The following is a 15,203-nucleotide window of genomic DNA, read 5'->3' on the forward strand; positions in this document are numbered from 1 at the left end:
CTGAGCCTGAGCCTGAGCCTGAGCCTGAGCCTGAGCCTGAGCCTGAGCCTGAGCCGGTTGCCGTGGCGGAAGTGGCTGCACCTGTCGATCTGCCTTGGGAGCCAGTGCCTGCGGCCGTGCCCCAGGTCGAGGCGCCCGTCGTGGCTGAATCAGAACCGGCCCCGCGCGTGGCGCCGGCGCCTGTGGTGGAGGCTGCGCCCGTTGCCGAGGCAGTCGCTCCCCAGGAAGGCGTGGCCCTCGTCGACGACGAAGAGCCGCCACCCGGTGACTACGATTACGTCGAGGTGGACAACGGCGCACTGGACTACGACTTCGATCTGCCGAGCGAAGCCGAGGCTGAGATCGAGCCCGAGCCGCTGCCTGCCGTCGCGCCGGCGACCGGCCTGGCTGCAGAATGGCTGGCGCTGTTCCCGCTGCTCGGTCTGGGTGGCATGACCGGCAGCATCGCCGCCAACTGCACACTGATCGAAGCCAATGGCGACGACTGGCTGCTGCACCTGGATCCGGCGCACAGCGCCTTGTTCAACCCGACCCAGCAACGCCGCCTCAACGACGCCCTGAACCAGCAGCAGGGGCGCAGCATCAAACTGCGCATCGAGTTGCGCAAACCCGAACAGGAAACCCCGGCGCAAGCGGCCGCGCGCAAGCGTGCCGAGCGACAGCGCAGCGCCGAGGCCTCGATCCATGCCGATCCGCTGGTGCAGCAGATGATCCAGCAATTCGCCGCCAAGGTGCGCGACGGCAGCATCGAACCGATCGACACCCCCAGTTAAACCCCGAACACCGAGGATACCGACATGATGAAAGGTGGCATGGCAGGCCTGATGAAGCAGGCTCAGCAGATGCAGGAAAAGATGCAGAAGATGCAGGAAGAGCTGGCCAATGCCGAAGTCACCGGCCAGTCCGGCGCCGGCCTGGTCAGCGTGGTGATGACCGGTCGCCACGACGTCAAGCGCATCACCCTGGATGACAGCCTGATGCAGGAAGACAAGGAAGTGCTCGAAGACCTGATCGCCGCTGCCGTCAACGACGCCGTGCGCAAGGTCGAGCAGAACAGCCAGGAGAAAATGTCCGGCATGACCGCCGGCATGCAGCTTCCCCCCGGCTTCAAAATGCCTTTCTGACAGGCCACGTGGCGTCCAGTCGACGCACATGGCGGCGTTGCCGGCGAACTCGGAATCCTCATGTGCTCCAGCACACTGCGGTTCCTCGTCCGCCGGCGCCTTGCCCTGTACGCCGCCTGATCGCCACTCTTAGTTGTGTTGCTCGCATGTTCAGTTCGTAGGGTGGGCTTTAGCCCACCCGATCATTGCCCGCCAACCTTTGCAGGACTTCCATGAGCTTCAGCCCCCTGATTCGCCAGTTGATCGATTCCCTGCGCATCCTGCCCGGCGTTGGTCAGAAGACCGCGCAGCGCATGGCGCTGCAGCTGCTCGAACGCGATCGCAGTGGCGGTCGGCGTCTGGCTCAGGCGCTGAATGCTGCGATGGAAGGCGTGGGCCACTGCAAGCGCTGCCGCAGCCTGAGCGAGGATGATCTTTGCCAGTTGTGCCTGGACGAGCGTCGCGATGACAGCCTGTTGTGCGTCGTCGAGGGGCCGATGGATGTGCATGCGGTGGAGCAGACCGGCTACCGCGGCCGTTATTTCGTGCTCAAGGGGCATCTGTCCCCGCTCGATGGCCTCGGCCCGGAAGCCATCGGCATTCCCGAACTGCTGGCGCGCATCGAGGTGGGTGCCTTCAGCGAAGTGATCCTGGCCACCAACCCCACGGTGGAGGGTGAAGCCACGGCGCATTACATTGCGCAGATTCTTGCTGGCAAGGGCCTGGTTGCCTCGCGCATCGCCCACGGCATGCCGCTGGGTGGCGAGCTGGAACTGGTCGACGGCGGCACCTTGGCGCATGCCCTGGCCGGCCGACGTCCGATCAGCCTGTAATCGCGCCCCCAACATTCGGAGTGCCCGTGCCCGCCGACACTCTGCGCCGCATCAGTCTGTTGCTCCTGTTGAGTCTGCCTGTGGCTGCGCAAGCCGGCGCATGCCCGACTGGGCAGGTTCAGGTGTGTCTGGGCGCCTCCTGCCTGTGCGTGCCGGATCCGGTTCGGGTGCGTGAGGATGGCTTGAACATGGCGGCGAAGCGGCTGGAAGCGTGGTTGCTGCAGTCCCGCCAGGCAGCGCTGCGAGCCGGCACCGAACCCATTCCCCTGATGATTCGCGCGCAGCTCGCACCCTTTTACGATGAGGCGCTGCTCGACTCCGTGCGCTTTCGCGTCGGCATCACCGACGAGATGGATGCCGCCACCGTCATGCTGCAGAACCCCGACGTGCAGGCCGTGACCCTGGTCGATGTGGTGGTGTTTCGTGATGCCGGTGCTGCCGCTGAGGATGCCGCGCTGTGGGCACACGAACTCTGGCATGTACAGCAATATCGCGAATGGGGCACCGATGGCTTCGCCCAGCGTTACACCCGCGATTTCCAGTCAGTGGAAGGGCCTGCCTACGAGATGCAGGCGCGGGTGAGGCGGGCGCTACGCGAGCAGAAATGAAACGCTCGCTTGAAAACCAAGCAAGCGCTAGGTTAGGGTGGCCAAAACAATAACGGGAGTACCCGCATGGCCGCCGCTCAGCACTATTTCGATGAGTCCCACCAACTGGTTCGTGATTCCGTTCGGCGCTTCGTCGAGCGCGAGATCCTGCCGCATATCGATGAGTGGGAGGAGGTCGAGGAATTCCCTCGCGAGCTGTACCTCAAGGCTGGCGCTGCGGGCATTCTCGGTATTGGTTACCCGGAGCAGTACGGCGGCAGCCACGAGGGCGACGTGTTCGCCAAGGTCGCGGCCAGTGAGGAGCTCATGCGCAGTGGCTCGGGCGGACTGGTGGCCGGGCTCGGTTCGCTGGATATCGGTTTGCCGCCCATCGTCAAATGGGCCAAGCCCGCCGTGCGCGAGCGTGTGGTGCCGCAGGTGCTGGTCGGCGAGAAGATCATGGCGCTGGCGGTGACCGAGCCTTCTGGTGGCTCCGATGTGGCCAATCTCAAGACCCGTGCCGTGCGTGACGGCGATCACTACCGTATCAATGGCAGCAAGACCTTCATTACCAGTGGTGTGCGTGCCGATTACTACACGGTCGCGGTGCGTACCGGTGGCGAGGGTTTCGGTGGCGTCAGCCTGTTGCTGGTGGAGAAGGGCACGCCGGGTTTCACCGTCGGGCGCAAGCTGAAGAAGATGGGCTGGTGGGCGTCCGATACCGCCGAGCTGTTCTTTGACGACTGCAAGGTGCCGGTGGAGAACCTGATCGGCGTGGAGAACGCCGGCTTCGCCTGCATCATGGCCAACTTCCAGAGCGAACGCCTGAGTCTTGCGATCATGGCCAACATGACCGCGCAACTGGCACTGGAGGAGTCCATGAAGTGGGCGCGCGAGCGCCAGGCGTTTGGCAAGCCGGTGGGCAAGTTCCAGGTGCTCAAGCACCGCCTGGCCGAAATGGCCACGCAGCTCGAAGTCTCCCGTGAGTTCACCTACCGCCAGGCCGCGCAGATGGCGGCCGACAGGAGCGTGATCAAGGAAATCTCCATGGCCAAGAACTTCGCCACCGATATCGCCGACCGCCTTACCTACGATGCGGTGCAGATCATGGGCGGCATGGGTTACATGCGCGAAAGCCTGGTCGAGCGGCTGTACCGCGACAACCGCATCCTCTCCATCGGTGGCGGTACGCGCGAGATCATGAACGAGATCATCGCCAAGCAGATGGGGCTATAGCCGCTACCCGCCTGAACGAGGCGAAAAAGCCCGCCGCTGAGGCGCCTCCCAGGATCAGGACGCTTGCTGATTCTGCGCCGTCTGGCGCAGGCGGGCGATATCGCGCTGCGGCGGCTCGCCGAACAAACGGCTGTATTCGCGGCTGAACTGCGAGGGGCTTTCGTAGCCGACGCGGTAGCTCGCCGCCGCTGCCTCGAGGTTGTCGCAGAGCATCAACCGACGCGCTTCCTGCAGGCGCAGCTGTTTCTGGTACTGCAACGGGCTGAAGGCGGTGACGGCCTTGAAGCGATGATGCAGGGTCGATGGGCTCAGGTTGACCTCGCGAGCCAGTTCCTCGATACGCAGCGGTTTGTCGAAGTTCTTGCGTAGCCATTCGATAGCTCGGGAAATGCGTTGGCTCTGGCTATCGGCGATCACTACCTCATGCAGGCGATGGCCCTGCGGGCTGTGCAGCATGCGGTAGAAAATCTCGCGCAGTGCCAGTGGCGCCAGCATGGCGATATCGCGTGGGGTTTCCAGCAGGCGCAGCAGCCGGATCACTGCATCCAGCAGGCGCGGATCGAGGCGGTCGAGGAACAGGGCGCGCCTGGCTGCCGCGTCCGGCACGGGCAGCGGCGGCATCTCGGCCAGCAGGCTGGTGATCAGGGCCGGATCGATCTCCAGGGCCAGGCTCAGGTACGGGTGCTCGGGGCTTGCCTCGATCACCCGACCGGTGACCGGCAGCACCACGGAGGCGACCAGGTAATTCAACGGGTCGTAGACGTAGAGTTCGTCACCCAGGCGTATCTCCTTGCTGCCCTGGGCAATGATGCACAGACAAGGGTCGTAGACCGTCTGCATCGGCAGGCTGGGCGTCGTCGCGCGCGCGAGCTTGAGGCCGGGAATGGCGGTCAGGTGCACGCCATCTTCGGGGATGAAGCGTTCGACCAGGCGCGCCAACTCATGGCTGAGTTCGGCCAGCGGGGTTTCGAGGGTGGCGGTGTGATATTGGGGGGACTGCATGCTGAGCCTCCAGAAAAGTGGGCGAAGCCTAGCCAGGTTTTTCAGGCAAGTCATGCATGGCGGCAGTATTAGGCAAGTATTTGCCAGGAATGGGCAAAGCGCCGGTGATACAGGGTATTTCGGCCGATTTAGTCGGTCTGGCTCGGAGAGGTGGCGCAGACGTCTACAGGTAGTTTTAGGCAAGAACACGCCAGTAATCGACTAACGCCTGGCGGACGGCTCACTTAATCTCTGCGGTCATCGCGCCGTGTCTTTGTCGCTTGTTCGAAACCCTGAGAACCAGGCGCAGATCGACCTGCGGCGCGACTTACCGCATTCAATCGAACCCATACCTGGAGGTTGTCATGTGCATCATTCACCGTATGACGCTACGTGCTCGCCATGATCGTGCGATCCGCCTGGGCCAGTGTCTGGCACGCCTGGAGAACATCCCGAAAAATGACCAGGGCTGTCTGCAACTGAGGGTCATGCCACACCCCGGCGATGCCGCCGTATGGCACGTGGAGGGGCATTGGCGCTCGGTTGCAGCACGTAATGCATTTCTGGCTGGCGATGTGCTGAGCGGTGTGCTGGCCGAAGCCATCGGTGCTGATCTGATCGCCCATCTGCAATGCACGGCCGAGACGTTGCAGCAGGTTGCCTGAGGCGGGGGATTGCAGTCTCAGCTTGCCTTGGTGAATTTATCTCTATAGATTTTCATGAAATTAAATTTAGATAATTTCATGAGTCGCTCATGTTCCGTCAGTCCACCCAACACGTCGACAGCTACTACGCCGCCACCTGTGCCGCGCAGTTGAAAGCCTATCCGTCGTTGCAGGGCGAGCAGTGCTGCGATGTCGTGGTGATTGGCGGTGGTTTCAGCGGTCTGCACACGGCGCTGCGTCTGGCCGAAGCCGGCAAGCGGGTGATCCTGCTGGAAGCCAGCCGGGTGGCCTGGGCCGCCTCTGGGCGTAACGGCGGCCAGGCGATTCTCGGCTGGTCGTGCGATATGCCGCCGCTGGAGAAGGCCCTCGGCCTCGAACGTGCCCGTCGCCTGTGGGATGGCATGACCTGGGCGGCCCGCGAGTTGCGCGAACTGCCCCAGCGCCATGGTTTCGACTGCGATTACCGCCGTGGCCATCTATGGACGGCCGTGCTGCCGCGCCGCGTGGCGCTGCTGCATGAATGGCAGGAAGAGGCCGCCTATAAATGGGGGCATCGCGCGCTGCAGTTCGTCTCCCGTGAGCAGATGCCGCAATGGGTCGCCAGTGAGCGTTATCAGGCTGGTCTTTATGACCCAGAGGCCGGACACCTCAACCCGCTCAAGCTAGCACTGGGTCTGGCCGATGCCTTCGTTCGCGCCGGCGGGCAGATATTCGAGCAGAGCCGTGCGCTGAGTCAGGGCAAGCAGGGCACGGGCTACCGCGTACGTACCGAGCAGGGCAGCGTGCAAGCCGATCAATTGGTGCTGGCCTGTAACACCTATATCGACGCTCTGGAACCACGCCTGGCCCGGCGTATCCTGCCGGTCGGTACCTACCAGATCGCCACCGCGCCGCTGGGTGCGGAGCGCGCCGAGGCGTTGCTGCCGCGCAATGCTTGCGTCACCGACAATCAGTTCGTCCTCGATTACTTCCGCCGCACCCCGGATCACCGCCTGCTGTTCGGCGGCGGCTGCACCTACCTGGGCGGCCTACCAAAGGACATGGCGGCAGCCACGCGGCCGTTCCTCGAACGCGTATTCCCACAGTTGTCAGGCGTAGCCATCGACTTCGCCTGGGGCGGGCATATCGACATTACCCGTGCGCGCACGCCGGATATCGGTGGCGAGAACGGTCGCTACTGGCTGCAGGGCTTTTCCGGCCATGGCGTGCTGCCCACGCTCGCGGCGGCGCGGGCTGTCAGCGACGCGATCCTCGGCCATGACGATGAGCTGGCCCTTTACCAGCGACTGCGCAATCCCGCATTTCCATTTGGTGAGCGCCTGGCGGCGCCGCTCGAGGCCATTGGCAAGGCCTGGTACCGATTAAGAGACAGCTTCTGAAATGGACAGCCCAGAGATGGACAAGAATCTGGAAATGGCGGCCCTGGCCGTGCTTATCCACGACCTGCGCAAGCACAAGAAGGTCACCCTCAACGAGCTGGCCGAGCGCATCGGCCGCTCGGTTGGCTTCCTCTCGCAGGTCGAGCGCGGCCTGTCGCGACCTACGGTGGAGGATCTGACTGCCATCGCCGAGGCGCTCGATGTGCCCACTACCTATTTCTACAGCCTGCCCAAGCCCAAGGCGCTGGACTGGGTCACCCGGCCGGACGAACGCCGCACCCTTTACCTGGCCGGGGGCATCACCGACATCATGGCCTCGCCGACGCTGCAGGGCGCCTTCATGGTGGTCGACAGCCTGCTCGAGCCGGGCGCCAGCAGTGGCGAGCGGCAGATGAGCGACCGTTCGGAGCAGGCCGGCTACGTGCTCGAAGGCCAGCTGACGCTATGGCTGGGCGAGGACGAACAGAGCGCCACGCTTTACCCCGGCGATGTTTTCCAGGTGCCGAGTTATGCGCGCCTGCGTTATGCCAACCAAGGCGACACCCCCGCGCGGGTGTTGTGGATCTACACCTGACCTCCCGTGAATCGGAAATAACCACAATGAACGCCACCCGAGTCGAGCTGCTCGACGAAGTCCGCCAATTCCGCCAGGCCCACCCCGAGGTGCGCTTCGTCGACCTGATCTGCCTGGACATCCCCGGGCATTTCTACGGCAAGCGCTACCCCATCGAGATGCTGGAGAAGGTTGCCGCCGGCAGCGCCCTGAAGTTGCCGCAGAACTGCGTGCTGCTTGGCGCCCAGGGCGGCCTCTACGAGATTGGCGACTACTGCTTCCATGACGGCGACCCGGATGCGCCACGGCGCTTGATTCCCGGCACGCTCAAGCTGGTGAACTGGGAGCGCCAGCCGCTGGGGCAGATGCTGATCAGCTCCGACGGCACCGAAGCGCCCATCGAGTTCGAACCGCGCGAGGTGCTGGCGCGCGTGGTGCAGCGCTTGGCCGCGCGTGGCATCCGCCCGGTGGTGGCCTTCGAGCTGGAGTTCTACCTGTTCGACAAGGCGCTCAAGGACGGTCTGCCGCAGTACCCGCGCGATGACCTGAGCGGCGATGCCGATGATCAGCCGAACATGCACATCGAGCGTCTCTCGCGTTTCGCCGACGTGCTCGACGACATTGCCGAGACCGCGCGGCTGCAGGGCATCGATACCACGGTGATCACCGCCGAGATCGGCCCGGGTCAGTTCGAGATCAACTTCAGCCATAACGCCGATCCCATGCAGGCGGCCGACTGGTCGGCGCTGTTCTGCCGGCTGACCCGCGGTGTGGCGCTGAAGCATGGCCATCGCGCCAGCTTCATGGCCAAGCCGTACCTGCAGTATCCGGGCAGCGGCATGCACATCCACGTCAGCCTGTACGACGAGGCCGGCGACAACCTGCTGGCCCGCGACGAGCAGCGCCCGCTGCGGCATGCCGTGGCCGGTTGTCTGGAACTGCTGCCAGAGCTGATGCCGATCTACGCGCCAAACCACAACAGCTACCGTCGCTTCGGCGCTCAGGTGAACTCGGCGAGCAAGGCCAGCTGGGGCTTCGAGGATCGCGACGCCTGCGTGCGCATTCCCGAGTCCGACGCGCGCAACCTGCGCCTGGAATTCCGCCTGCCGGGCGCAGACGCCAACCCCTATCTGGTGCTGGCAGCATTGCTGACCAGTATCGAGCAGGGCTTAGACGCCCAGGTCGAGCCCATCGCACCCCTGAATGACGACCGCTCCAGCGGCGTCGACTTTCCCAAGGACATGCTCGACGCCGTGCGCCGCATGCAGGCCAGCGAGCGCGTCGCCGCCGGCCTCGGCAGCGAGTTCGTCATGGTCTATTGCGAGAACAAACGCCAGGATCACCTGGCCTTCATGCACGACATCAGCCCGCGCGAATACCGCTGGTACCTGTGATGTCCCGAAGCTAAGAACTTGCTCACGATTTTGCGAGCTAGAGATAAACGGTGGCGAAATCGCCCGAGGAAGCGGAGTTTACGAGCTGTAAATGAGCATTCTGAGGGGATTTCAACGCCGTTTAGCCGACGCGCAGCAGGTCGTGGGCTGTTTCTGAGGAGACGATATGAATAACTCGAAAACCGCACATTGGCAGGCGCTGAGCCAGGCTCACCACCTGGCGCCGTTCAGTGATTACAAGCAGCTGGCCGAGAAGGGCCCGCGCATCATCACCGAAGCCAAGGGTGTGCACCTGTGGGACAGCGAGGGCAACAAGATCCTCGATGGCATGGCCGGCCTGTGGTGCGTGGCCGTCGGCTACGGCCGCGAGGAACTGGTCGCTGCAGCTTCCAAACAGATGTTGCAACTGCCGTTCTACAACACCTTCTTCCAGACCGCGCACCCGCCAGTGCTGGAACTGGCCCACGCTATCTCCCAACTGGCGCCGGCCGGCATGAACCACGTGTTCTTCACCGGTTCGGGTTCCGAAGGCAATGACACCATGCTGCGCCTGGTACGCCACTACTGGGCGTGCAAAGGCCTGCCGAACAAGAAAATCATCATCGGCCGCGACAACGGCTACCACGGCTCCACCGTAGCCGGCGCCAGCCTCGGCGGCATGAAGTTCATGCACGAGCAGGGCGACCTGCCGATTCCGGGCATCGCCCATATCCCGCAGCCGTACTGGTTCGGCGAGGGCGGCGACATGACACCGGACGCCTTCGGCATCTGGGCGGCTGAGCAGTTGGAGAAGAAGATTCTCGAACTGGGCGAGGAAAACGTGGCGGCCTTTATCGCCGAGCCGATCCAGGGCGCCGGTGGCGTGATCATCCCGCCGGACACCTACTGGCCGCGCATCAAGGAAATCCTCGCCAAGTACGACATCTTGTTCGTCGCCGACGAAGTGATCTGCGGCTTCGGCCGTACCGGCGAGTGGTTCGGCAGCCAGTACTACGGTCTCAAGCCTGATCTGATGACCATCGCCAAGGGCCTGACCTCGGGTTACGTGCCGATGGGCGGGCTGATCGTCAGCGACAAGGTGTTCGAGGTGATCGAGGCGCACGGCGACTTCAACCACGGTTTCACCTACTCCGGGCACCCGGTGGCGGCAGCGGTGGGTTTGGAGAACCTGCGCATTCTCAAGGAAGAAGGCATCGTCGAGCGGGTCAAGGCAGAAACCTCGCCCTACCTGCAAAAGCGCCTGCGTGAGCTGGCGGATCATCCTCTGGTGGGCGAAGTGCGCGGCGTCGGCATGCTCGGCGCCATCGAATTGGTGCAGGACAAGGCCACGCGCAAGCGCTTCTCGGGGGATGTGGGCGTGGGTATGGTCTGTCGTGGGCACTGCTTCAACAACGGTCTGATCATGCGCGCGGTGGGCGACACCATGATTATTGCGCCGCCTCTGGTGATCAGCCAGGCGGAAGTGGATGAGCTGGTCGAGAAAGCGCGCAAGTGCCTGGATCTGACCTGGGAGCAGGTGCGTAGCTTGGCGTAATCTCGCGGTATTGTGGGAGGGGCTTTAGCCGCGACCGGAACAACCCAGAGCTAAAAGCCACCCCACAAAAAAAGGAAACCCCGCAACCGTCAACGGTGGCGGGGTTTTGTTTTTTCAGCCACTTACTTGAGGCTGTTTTTCAGCGTCTGCGCGGCCTGATCCAGGGCAGTGCGTACCGCTGGCACTTCAGCCACCACATTGAGCAGGCCATAGTCGTGGATCATGCCGTTGTAGCGCACGGCGGTCACCGGGACGCCGGCGGCGTTCAGACGGCGTGCGTAGGCTTCGCCCTCGTCGCGCAACACGTCCATCTCGGCGGTCTGCACCAGCGCAGGCGGCAGGCCTTTGAGCTGTTCCAGGCTGGCGCGCAATGGCGAGGCATAGATCTCGTTACGCTGTTTCGGGTCGGTGGTGTAGTTGTCCCAGAACCATTCCATCATGCCGCGGGTCAGGAAGTGGCCTTCGGCGAACTGGTTGTACGATGCATTGTTGAAGTTGGCATCGGTCACTGGCCACAGCAGCACCTGGGCGCGCAGTTTCGGCGTACCGGCTTCCCTGGCCTTGATGGCCACCACGGCTGCCATATTGCCGCCAACACTGTTGCCGGCCACGGCCAGGCGCGAACCGTCGACACCGATCTGGCTGCCGTTGTCGGCCACCCATTGGGTCGCGGCATAGGCCTGGTTGATCGCGGTCGGGTACTTGGCCTCAGGCGACGGCGTGTAGTCGACGTAGATCGCCGCCGCGCCAGAGCCCACCACCAAGTCGCGGATCAGGCGTGCGTGGGTCGGATAGTCGCCCAGCACCCAGCCACCGCCGTGGAAGAACATGAAGCCCGGCAGAATGCCGCGCGCACCTTCGGGTCGTACCACCTTGAGGGTGAGCGACTGGCCATTCACCTGGATCACCTTGGTGTCGACCACGATACCTGACACATCCACCTTGACCCCGGCCTGAGCGCCGACCAGCACGGCACGGGCGTCTTTCGGCGAAAGGCTTTCCAGCGGCTGCCCGCCGCCAGCGGCCAGGGCATCGAGGAAGCCCTGAGTGGTTTGTTCCACGCCGGGGCTGCCGGCGGCAAAGCTGCTGTTGATGGCCAGGGCGAGCAAGCCAGCGGTGAGGGTGCGCGAGATGTTCATGTTCCTGCTCCTTTTAGTGGGAGGGCGCCGGGAAGCCCGGCGCCGGATCGGTCAGACGATGGTCAGGGTGACGTCGATGTTGCCGCGGGTGGCGTTGGAGTACGGGCAGACGATGTGCGCGCGATCCACCAGGGTTTGCGCGGCGTCGCGATCCAGGCCCGGCAGGCTGATGCGCAGTTCCACTTCGATGCCGAAGCCGGTGGGGATGGCGCCGATGCCCACGGTGCCTTCGATGAAGGTGTCCGCCGGGATGCTCAGCTTGTCGCGAGCGGCGACGAACTTCAGGGCACCCAGGAAGCAGGCAGAGTAGCCGGCAGCGAAGAGTTGTTCCGGGTTGGTGCCGTTGCCGCCAGCGCCGCCGAGTTCTTTCGGCGTGGTGAGGGCGATGTCCAGAATGCCGTCGGAAGAAACGGCGCGGCCTTCACGGCCACCAAAGGCTTCAGCGGTGGCGCGGTAGAGAACGTTTTCGATAGTCATGGCGATATTCCTCGTTAGGTCAGTGAATGATGGATTGGTTCGCTAATCATTTGTGCGCTAACCGTTTCCATGGGGTGAACTTTAGTGCGCATATGTTTTGCGCGCAAGATAAATCTATAAAGTATTTGGTTCTAGGGTCAGTGTTCGATGGAATAAGCAGATGCGGCGAGGGCTAGAGCCGTATTGGGGTGGCCATCTTGCGCTCACGCGGAAGCCGTCTGGCAGGGTATGGAAGGCGCAGGAGGGGCAGGCTGGTAGGGCAGGTCAGGCGGGGAGAGTGAGGGCGGACGGGGCGATGGCTCGCATCGCCCGCGATCAGAGCGCGTCCTGCAGGTGCTGGCGCAGGTCGACCAGGTCGTCACGCAACTTGCCCAGGGTCGGCAGGTCGAGCCCCGAGGCCTTGAGGATGCAGGCCGGCAATGCCTTGGCCTGTTCGTGCAGAGCACGGCCCTTGTCGGTCAGATGCAACTGCACCACGCGCTCGTCCTGGCTGCTGCGTTGGCGCTGCAGCAGGCCCTCGCTCTCCAGGCGCTTGAGCAGCGGGGTGAGCGAGCCCGGGTCGGTGAGCATGCGGGCGCTGATTTCGCTGACGGTGATGCCTTCGTTCTCCCACAGCACCAGCATGGCCAGGTACTGCGGGTAGGTGAGCCCCAGTGCCTGCAGCAGCGGCTTGTAGGTCTTGGTCATCATCAGCGAGGTGGAATAGAGGGCGAAGCACAGCTGGTTGTCCAGCAGCAGCTCGGCGCAGGGTTCCACGGGAGTGGTCATGGCAGCGGCCTGTTAGGTGGCGGGAGGTTCAAGTTAGCGCGCTAATGATAACTGCGCCAGAGGTTGGTGCGGGCAAGCCCGCACCAGGGCGAGGCTTAGCCGCAGGTCACGCGCGTGATGACGCGTTGCTCATCCACATTGAGGTTCAGGCGCTGGCGGTTGTATTCCAGGGTCACCACGCTGGTCGGGGTGAGGATGCGTGCGCTACTGGCACCAGCCTGCTGGCGGGCTTGCTCCAGCAACTCCGGCGTGGCGGTCTGGCCCTTGAGGTGTTCTACCACTGAGGAAGTGCAGCTATCGGGCGTCGGGCCGCTCGGGGCCGCGGCGGCGGCCGGTTTGTCCGCCGTGCTGCTGCAGCCGGCAGCGATCAGGGTGGCGCCGAGGATGAGGCAGAAACGAGTCTTGAAATTCAATGCATGAGCTCCTTTGGGTTACTGCGCGCCTTCCAAGCGCGCCAGACGTTCTTCGAGTGCGACGATGCGCGCTTCCAGTTCGACCAGACGATCATCGTTAGGTGCCGAAGCCTCGCTGCGGTTCTGAGGGCGGTTGGCGAGCAGGCTTTCCAGATCGGCAGGCTCGCCCAGCAGATGCATGTAGCGATCCTCGCGCTGGCCACTCTGGCGCGGCAGCAGCACGGCCAGGCCACGGCTAATCAGACGCTCCAGTTGGTGCTGGACGTCGTCTACGTCGTCGAAATCGTGCATGCGATTGCTGCGGGTGAGCAGTTCGTTCAGCGTCTGCGGCCCGCGCAACAGCAGTAGGCCGAGCAGCACGGTTTGCGGCTTGACCAGTTCCAGTTGCTTGTCGCAACGCTGTTCCCAGCGGTCGGCGCGGCTGCCCATTACCAGGTGCACCAGCTTGCGGCCTTCCAGGCTGCGCAGGTAGCGGCCGACTTCGCCGGTTTCCAGGCTCATCAGCGGCTCGCGGCTGGTCTTCTGGTTACAGGCCAGTTGCAGCGCATTGAGGGTCAGCGGGTAGCTTTCCGGCGTGGTGAGCTGCTTTTCGATCAGGCAACCGAGGATGCGGACTTCGATGGCATGCAGTGGGGTTTCACCAACCAGCGGGGAGGGGGTGTGGGGCATGACTCGATCCTGGGCAGAAAAGACCTGCCTAGCCTAACGGCATCCGCGCTCAGCCGACAGACTGCAATGTGTATTCGAGCATGTCACGGCTGGCATCCAGCACCTGCTGGCGAGACTCCGTGCTGGCCATCATGCGCGCCAGCATCAGGCTGCCCAGGCACTGGGCGAGGAGGCTCCAGGCCAGTTGGCCATCGCCGAGAATTTCGGCCCAGGCCTGCTGCAGGCGCAGGATGTGCTGCTCGGTCAGCTGTCGCACGGACTCGTCCGCGCGGGCGATTTCCGCGCCCAGCGTTGGCAGCACGCAGCCTTTGTCCGGTTGCTCGACGTGCGCCAGGCTGAGGTAGGCATGCAGGCAGCGTTTCAGCGTGTCGCGCCCGTCGCCTGGCGATCCAGCGAGGCGTTCCAGGCTGTTGCCCAGTTCACGTTCGATCAGCTCGGTGAACAGCGCGTCCTTGCTGGGGAAGTGACCGTAGAAGGCGGCGCCGCTCAGGCCGATGGTCTTCATCAGGGCATCCACGCCGGTCACGGCGAAGCCCTGCTGCTTGGCCAGTGCGCTGCTGCCGGTGAGCAGGCGCTCGCGGGTTGCTGCTTTGTGTTCGGCGCAATAGCGCATGATCGACTCCTTGCCGTGCTGGCTTGACCGATGGTCAGGCGAGGCATAACGTTCGTTCAGCTAACGATCGTTAGTCAATAGGAGAGGCCATGAACGAGAACAAGAAAGTCGCCCTGATCATCGGTGCCGGCGATGCCACGGGCGGCGCCATTGCTCGCCGTTTCGCCCGCGAGGGCTATGTCGCCTGCGTGACCCGGCGCAGCCTGGACAAGCTGCAGCCGCTGCTGGAGACGATCCGCAGCGAAGGCGGTGAGGCCCATGGCTTCGCCTCCGATGCGCGGCGCGAGGAGCAGGTGGCCGAACTGGTCGAAGGTATCGAGCGCGACATCGGGCCGATCGAGGTCATGGTGTTCAACATCGGCGCCAACGTGCCGTGCAGCATCCTCGAAGAAACCGCGCGCAAATACTTCAAGGTCTGGGAGATGGCCTGCTTCGCAGGTTTTCTCACCAGCCAGGCCGTGGCCAAACGCATGGTCGCCCGTGGGCGCGGTACTATCCTCTTCACCGGCGCGACTGCAGGCCTGCGCGGAGCAGCGGGTTTCGCCGCATTCGCGGGCGCCAAGCACGGCATCCGCGCGTTGGCGCAGAGCATGGCCCGTGAGCTGGGACCGTTGAACGTGCATGTCGCCCATGTCGTCGTCGACGGTGCCATCGACACGGCCTTCATCCGTGATAATTTCCCCGAGCGTTATGCACTGAAGGATCAGGATGGCATCCTCGATCCGCAGCACATCGCCGACAGCTACTGGTACCTGCACAGTCAGCCACGCGATGCCTGGACTTTCGAGCTGGATTTGCGCCCCTGGATGGAGCGCTGGTGAGCATGGATCGGATCGATCAGCACCGCGACAACCGGGAG

At 63.8% G+C, this 15,203-nt stretch carries 18 protein-coding genes; 11 read left to right on the forward strand and 7 right to left on the reverse strand.

Going from position 1 to position 15,203, the window contains the following annotated elements; genetic code table 11:
* From ACODS1_RS19080 to ACODS1_RS19100, 5 genes are all read left to right on the forward strand, one after another.
* Window positions 1-773: DNA polymerase III subunit gamma/tau C-terminal domain-containing protein (locus ACODS1_RS19080; protein WP_489086900.1), on the forward strand; the 773-nt coding region annotated here is incomplete at its 5' end.
* 24 nt (window positions 774-797) lie between these two features.
* The gene (locus ACODS1_RS19085; RefSeq protein WP_003460931.1) at window positions 798-1,124 is read left to right on the forward strand and encodes a YbaB/EbfC family nucleoid-associated protein; all 327 of its coding nucleotides are present in this window, start codon (window positions 798-800) and stop codon (window positions 1,122-1,124) included.
* Between the two features lie 212 nt (window positions 1,125-1,336).
* Window positions 1,337-1,936, forward strand: a complete 600-nt coding sequence (gene recR / locus ACODS1_RS19090) for a recombination mediator RecR (RefSeq protein ID WP_489086901.1) — start codon at window positions 1,337-1,339, stop codon at window positions 1,934-1,936.
* A 26-nt stretch (window positions 1,937-1,962) separates the two neighbouring features.
* Complete coding sequence (locus ACODS1_RS19095; RefSeq protein ID WP_489086902.1) at window positions 1,963-2,544, forward strand: eCIS core domain-containing protein; 582 nt, start codon at window positions 1,963-1,965, stop codon at window positions 2,542-2,544.
* A gap of 66 nt (window positions 2,545-2,610) precedes the next feature.
* On the forward strand, window positions 2,611-3,759 hold the full coding sequence (locus ACODS1_RS19100; RefSeq protein ID WP_489086903.1) for an acyl-CoA dehydrogenase family protein: 1,149 nt from the start codon (window positions 2,611-2,613) through the stop codon (window positions 3,757-3,759).
* Between the two features lie 54 nt (window positions 3,760-3,813).
* Here ACODS1_RS19100 and ACODS1_RS19105 read toward each other — a convergent pair whose 3' ends face one another.
* A complete protein-coding gene (locus ACODS1_RS19105; protein WP_489086904.1) occupies window positions 3,814-4,761 on the reverse strand; it encodes an AraC family transcriptional regulator in 948 nt (315 codons plus the stop codon).
* A gap of 344 nt (window positions 4,762-5,105) precedes the next feature.
* Between ACODS1_RS19105 and ACODS1_RS19110 the strand changes: the two genes are divergently transcribed.
* From ACODS1_RS19110 to ACODS1_RS19130, 5 genes are all read left to right on the forward strand, one after another.
* A complete protein-coding gene (locus ACODS1_RS19110; protein WP_489086905.1) occupies window positions 5,106-5,405 on the forward strand; it encodes an antibiotic biosynthesis monooxygenase in 300 nt (99 codons plus the stop codon).
* An 89-nt stretch (window positions 5,406-5,494) separates the two neighbouring features.
* Window positions 5,495-6,784 carry an NAD(P)/FAD-dependent oxidoreductase gene (locus ACODS1_RS19115; RefSeq protein ID WP_489086906.1) on the forward strand — a complete coding sequence of 430 codons (1,290 nt, stop codon included), beginning with the start codon at window positions 5,495-5,497 and terminating at the stop codon, window positions 6,782-6,784.
* 16 nt (window positions 6,785-6,800) lie between these two features.
* Entirely contained in the window at window positions 6,801-7,358 is a 558-nt protein-coding gene (locus ACODS1_RS19120; RefSeq protein ID WP_125836536.1) for a helix-turn-helix domain-containing protein, read from the forward strand.
* 26 nt (window positions 7,359-7,384) lie between these two features.
* Window positions 7,385-8,731: a glutamine synthetase family protein gene (locus tag ACODS1_RS19125; RefSeq protein ID WP_489086907.1), complete on the forward strand. Its 1,347-nt coding sequence runs from the start codon at window positions 7,385-7,387 to the stop codon at window positions 8,729-8,731.
* 166 nt (window positions 8,732-8,897) lie between these two features.
* Entirely contained in the window at window positions 8,898-10,265 is a 1,368-nt protein-coding gene (locus ACODS1_RS19130; RefSeq protein WP_489086908.1) for an aspartate aminotransferase family protein, read from the forward strand.
* 122 nt (window positions 10,266-10,387) lie between these two features.
* Here the strand turns inward: ACODS1_RS19130 and ACODS1_RS19135 are convergent, their stop codons facing one another.
* The 6 genes from ACODS1_RS19135 to ACODS1_RS19160 all read right to left on the reverse strand — a co-directional run bounded on the left by ACODS1_RS19135 (window position 10,388) and on the right by ACODS1_RS19160 (window position 14,344).
* Window positions 10,388-11,404, reverse strand: coding sequence for an alpha/beta hydrolase (locus ACODS1_RS19135; protein WP_489086909.1), 1,017 nt, complete (start codon window positions 11,402-11,404; stop codon window positions 10,388-10,390).
* 51 nt (window positions 11,405-11,455) lie between these two features.
* Window positions 11,456-11,881, reverse strand: a complete 426-nt coding sequence (locus ACODS1_RS19140; protein WP_106735689.1) for an organic hydroperoxide resistance protein — start codon at window positions 11,879-11,881, stop codon at window positions 11,456-11,458.
* Window positions 11,882-12,196: 315 nt separating this feature from the next.
* Entirely contained in the window at window positions 12,197-12,649 is a 453-nt protein-coding gene (locus tag ACODS1_RS19145) for a MarR family winged helix-turn-helix transcriptional regulator (RefSeq protein ID WP_322978029.1), read from the reverse strand.
* Window positions 12,650-12,744: 95 nt separating this feature from the next.
* Complete coding sequence (locus ACODS1_RS19150) at window positions 12,745-13,062, reverse strand: I78 family peptidase inhibitor (RefSeq protein ID WP_489086910.1); 318 nt, start codon at window positions 13,060-13,062, stop codon at window positions 12,745-12,747.
* A gap of 18 nt (window positions 13,063-13,080) precedes the next feature.
* On the reverse strand, window positions 13,081-13,731 hold the full coding sequence (locus tag ACODS1_RS19155; RefSeq protein ID WP_489086911.1) for a YceH family protein: 651 nt from the start codon (window positions 13,729-13,731) through the stop codon (window positions 13,081-13,083).
* A 49-nt stretch (window positions 13,732-13,780) separates the two neighbouring features.
* The gene (locus ACODS1_RS19160; RefSeq protein ID WP_489086912.1) at window positions 13,781-14,344 is read right to left on the reverse strand and encodes a TetR/AcrR family transcriptional regulator; all 564 of its coding nucleotides are present in this window, start codon (window positions 14,342-14,344) and stop codon (window positions 13,781-13,783) included.
* An 89-nt stretch (window positions 14,345-14,433) separates the two neighbouring features.
* Between ACODS1_RS19160 and ACODS1_RS19165 the strand changes: the two genes are divergently transcribed.
* Window positions 14,434-15,165, forward strand: coding sequence for an SDR family oxidoreductase (locus tag ACODS1_RS19165; RefSeq protein ID WP_489086913.1), 732 nt, complete (start codon window positions 14,434-14,436; stop codon window positions 15,163-15,165).
* Window positions 15,166-15,203 lie beyond the last annotated feature (38 nt).

The sequence above is a fragment of the Pseudomonas sp. FG29 genome, from assembly GCF_057809355.1.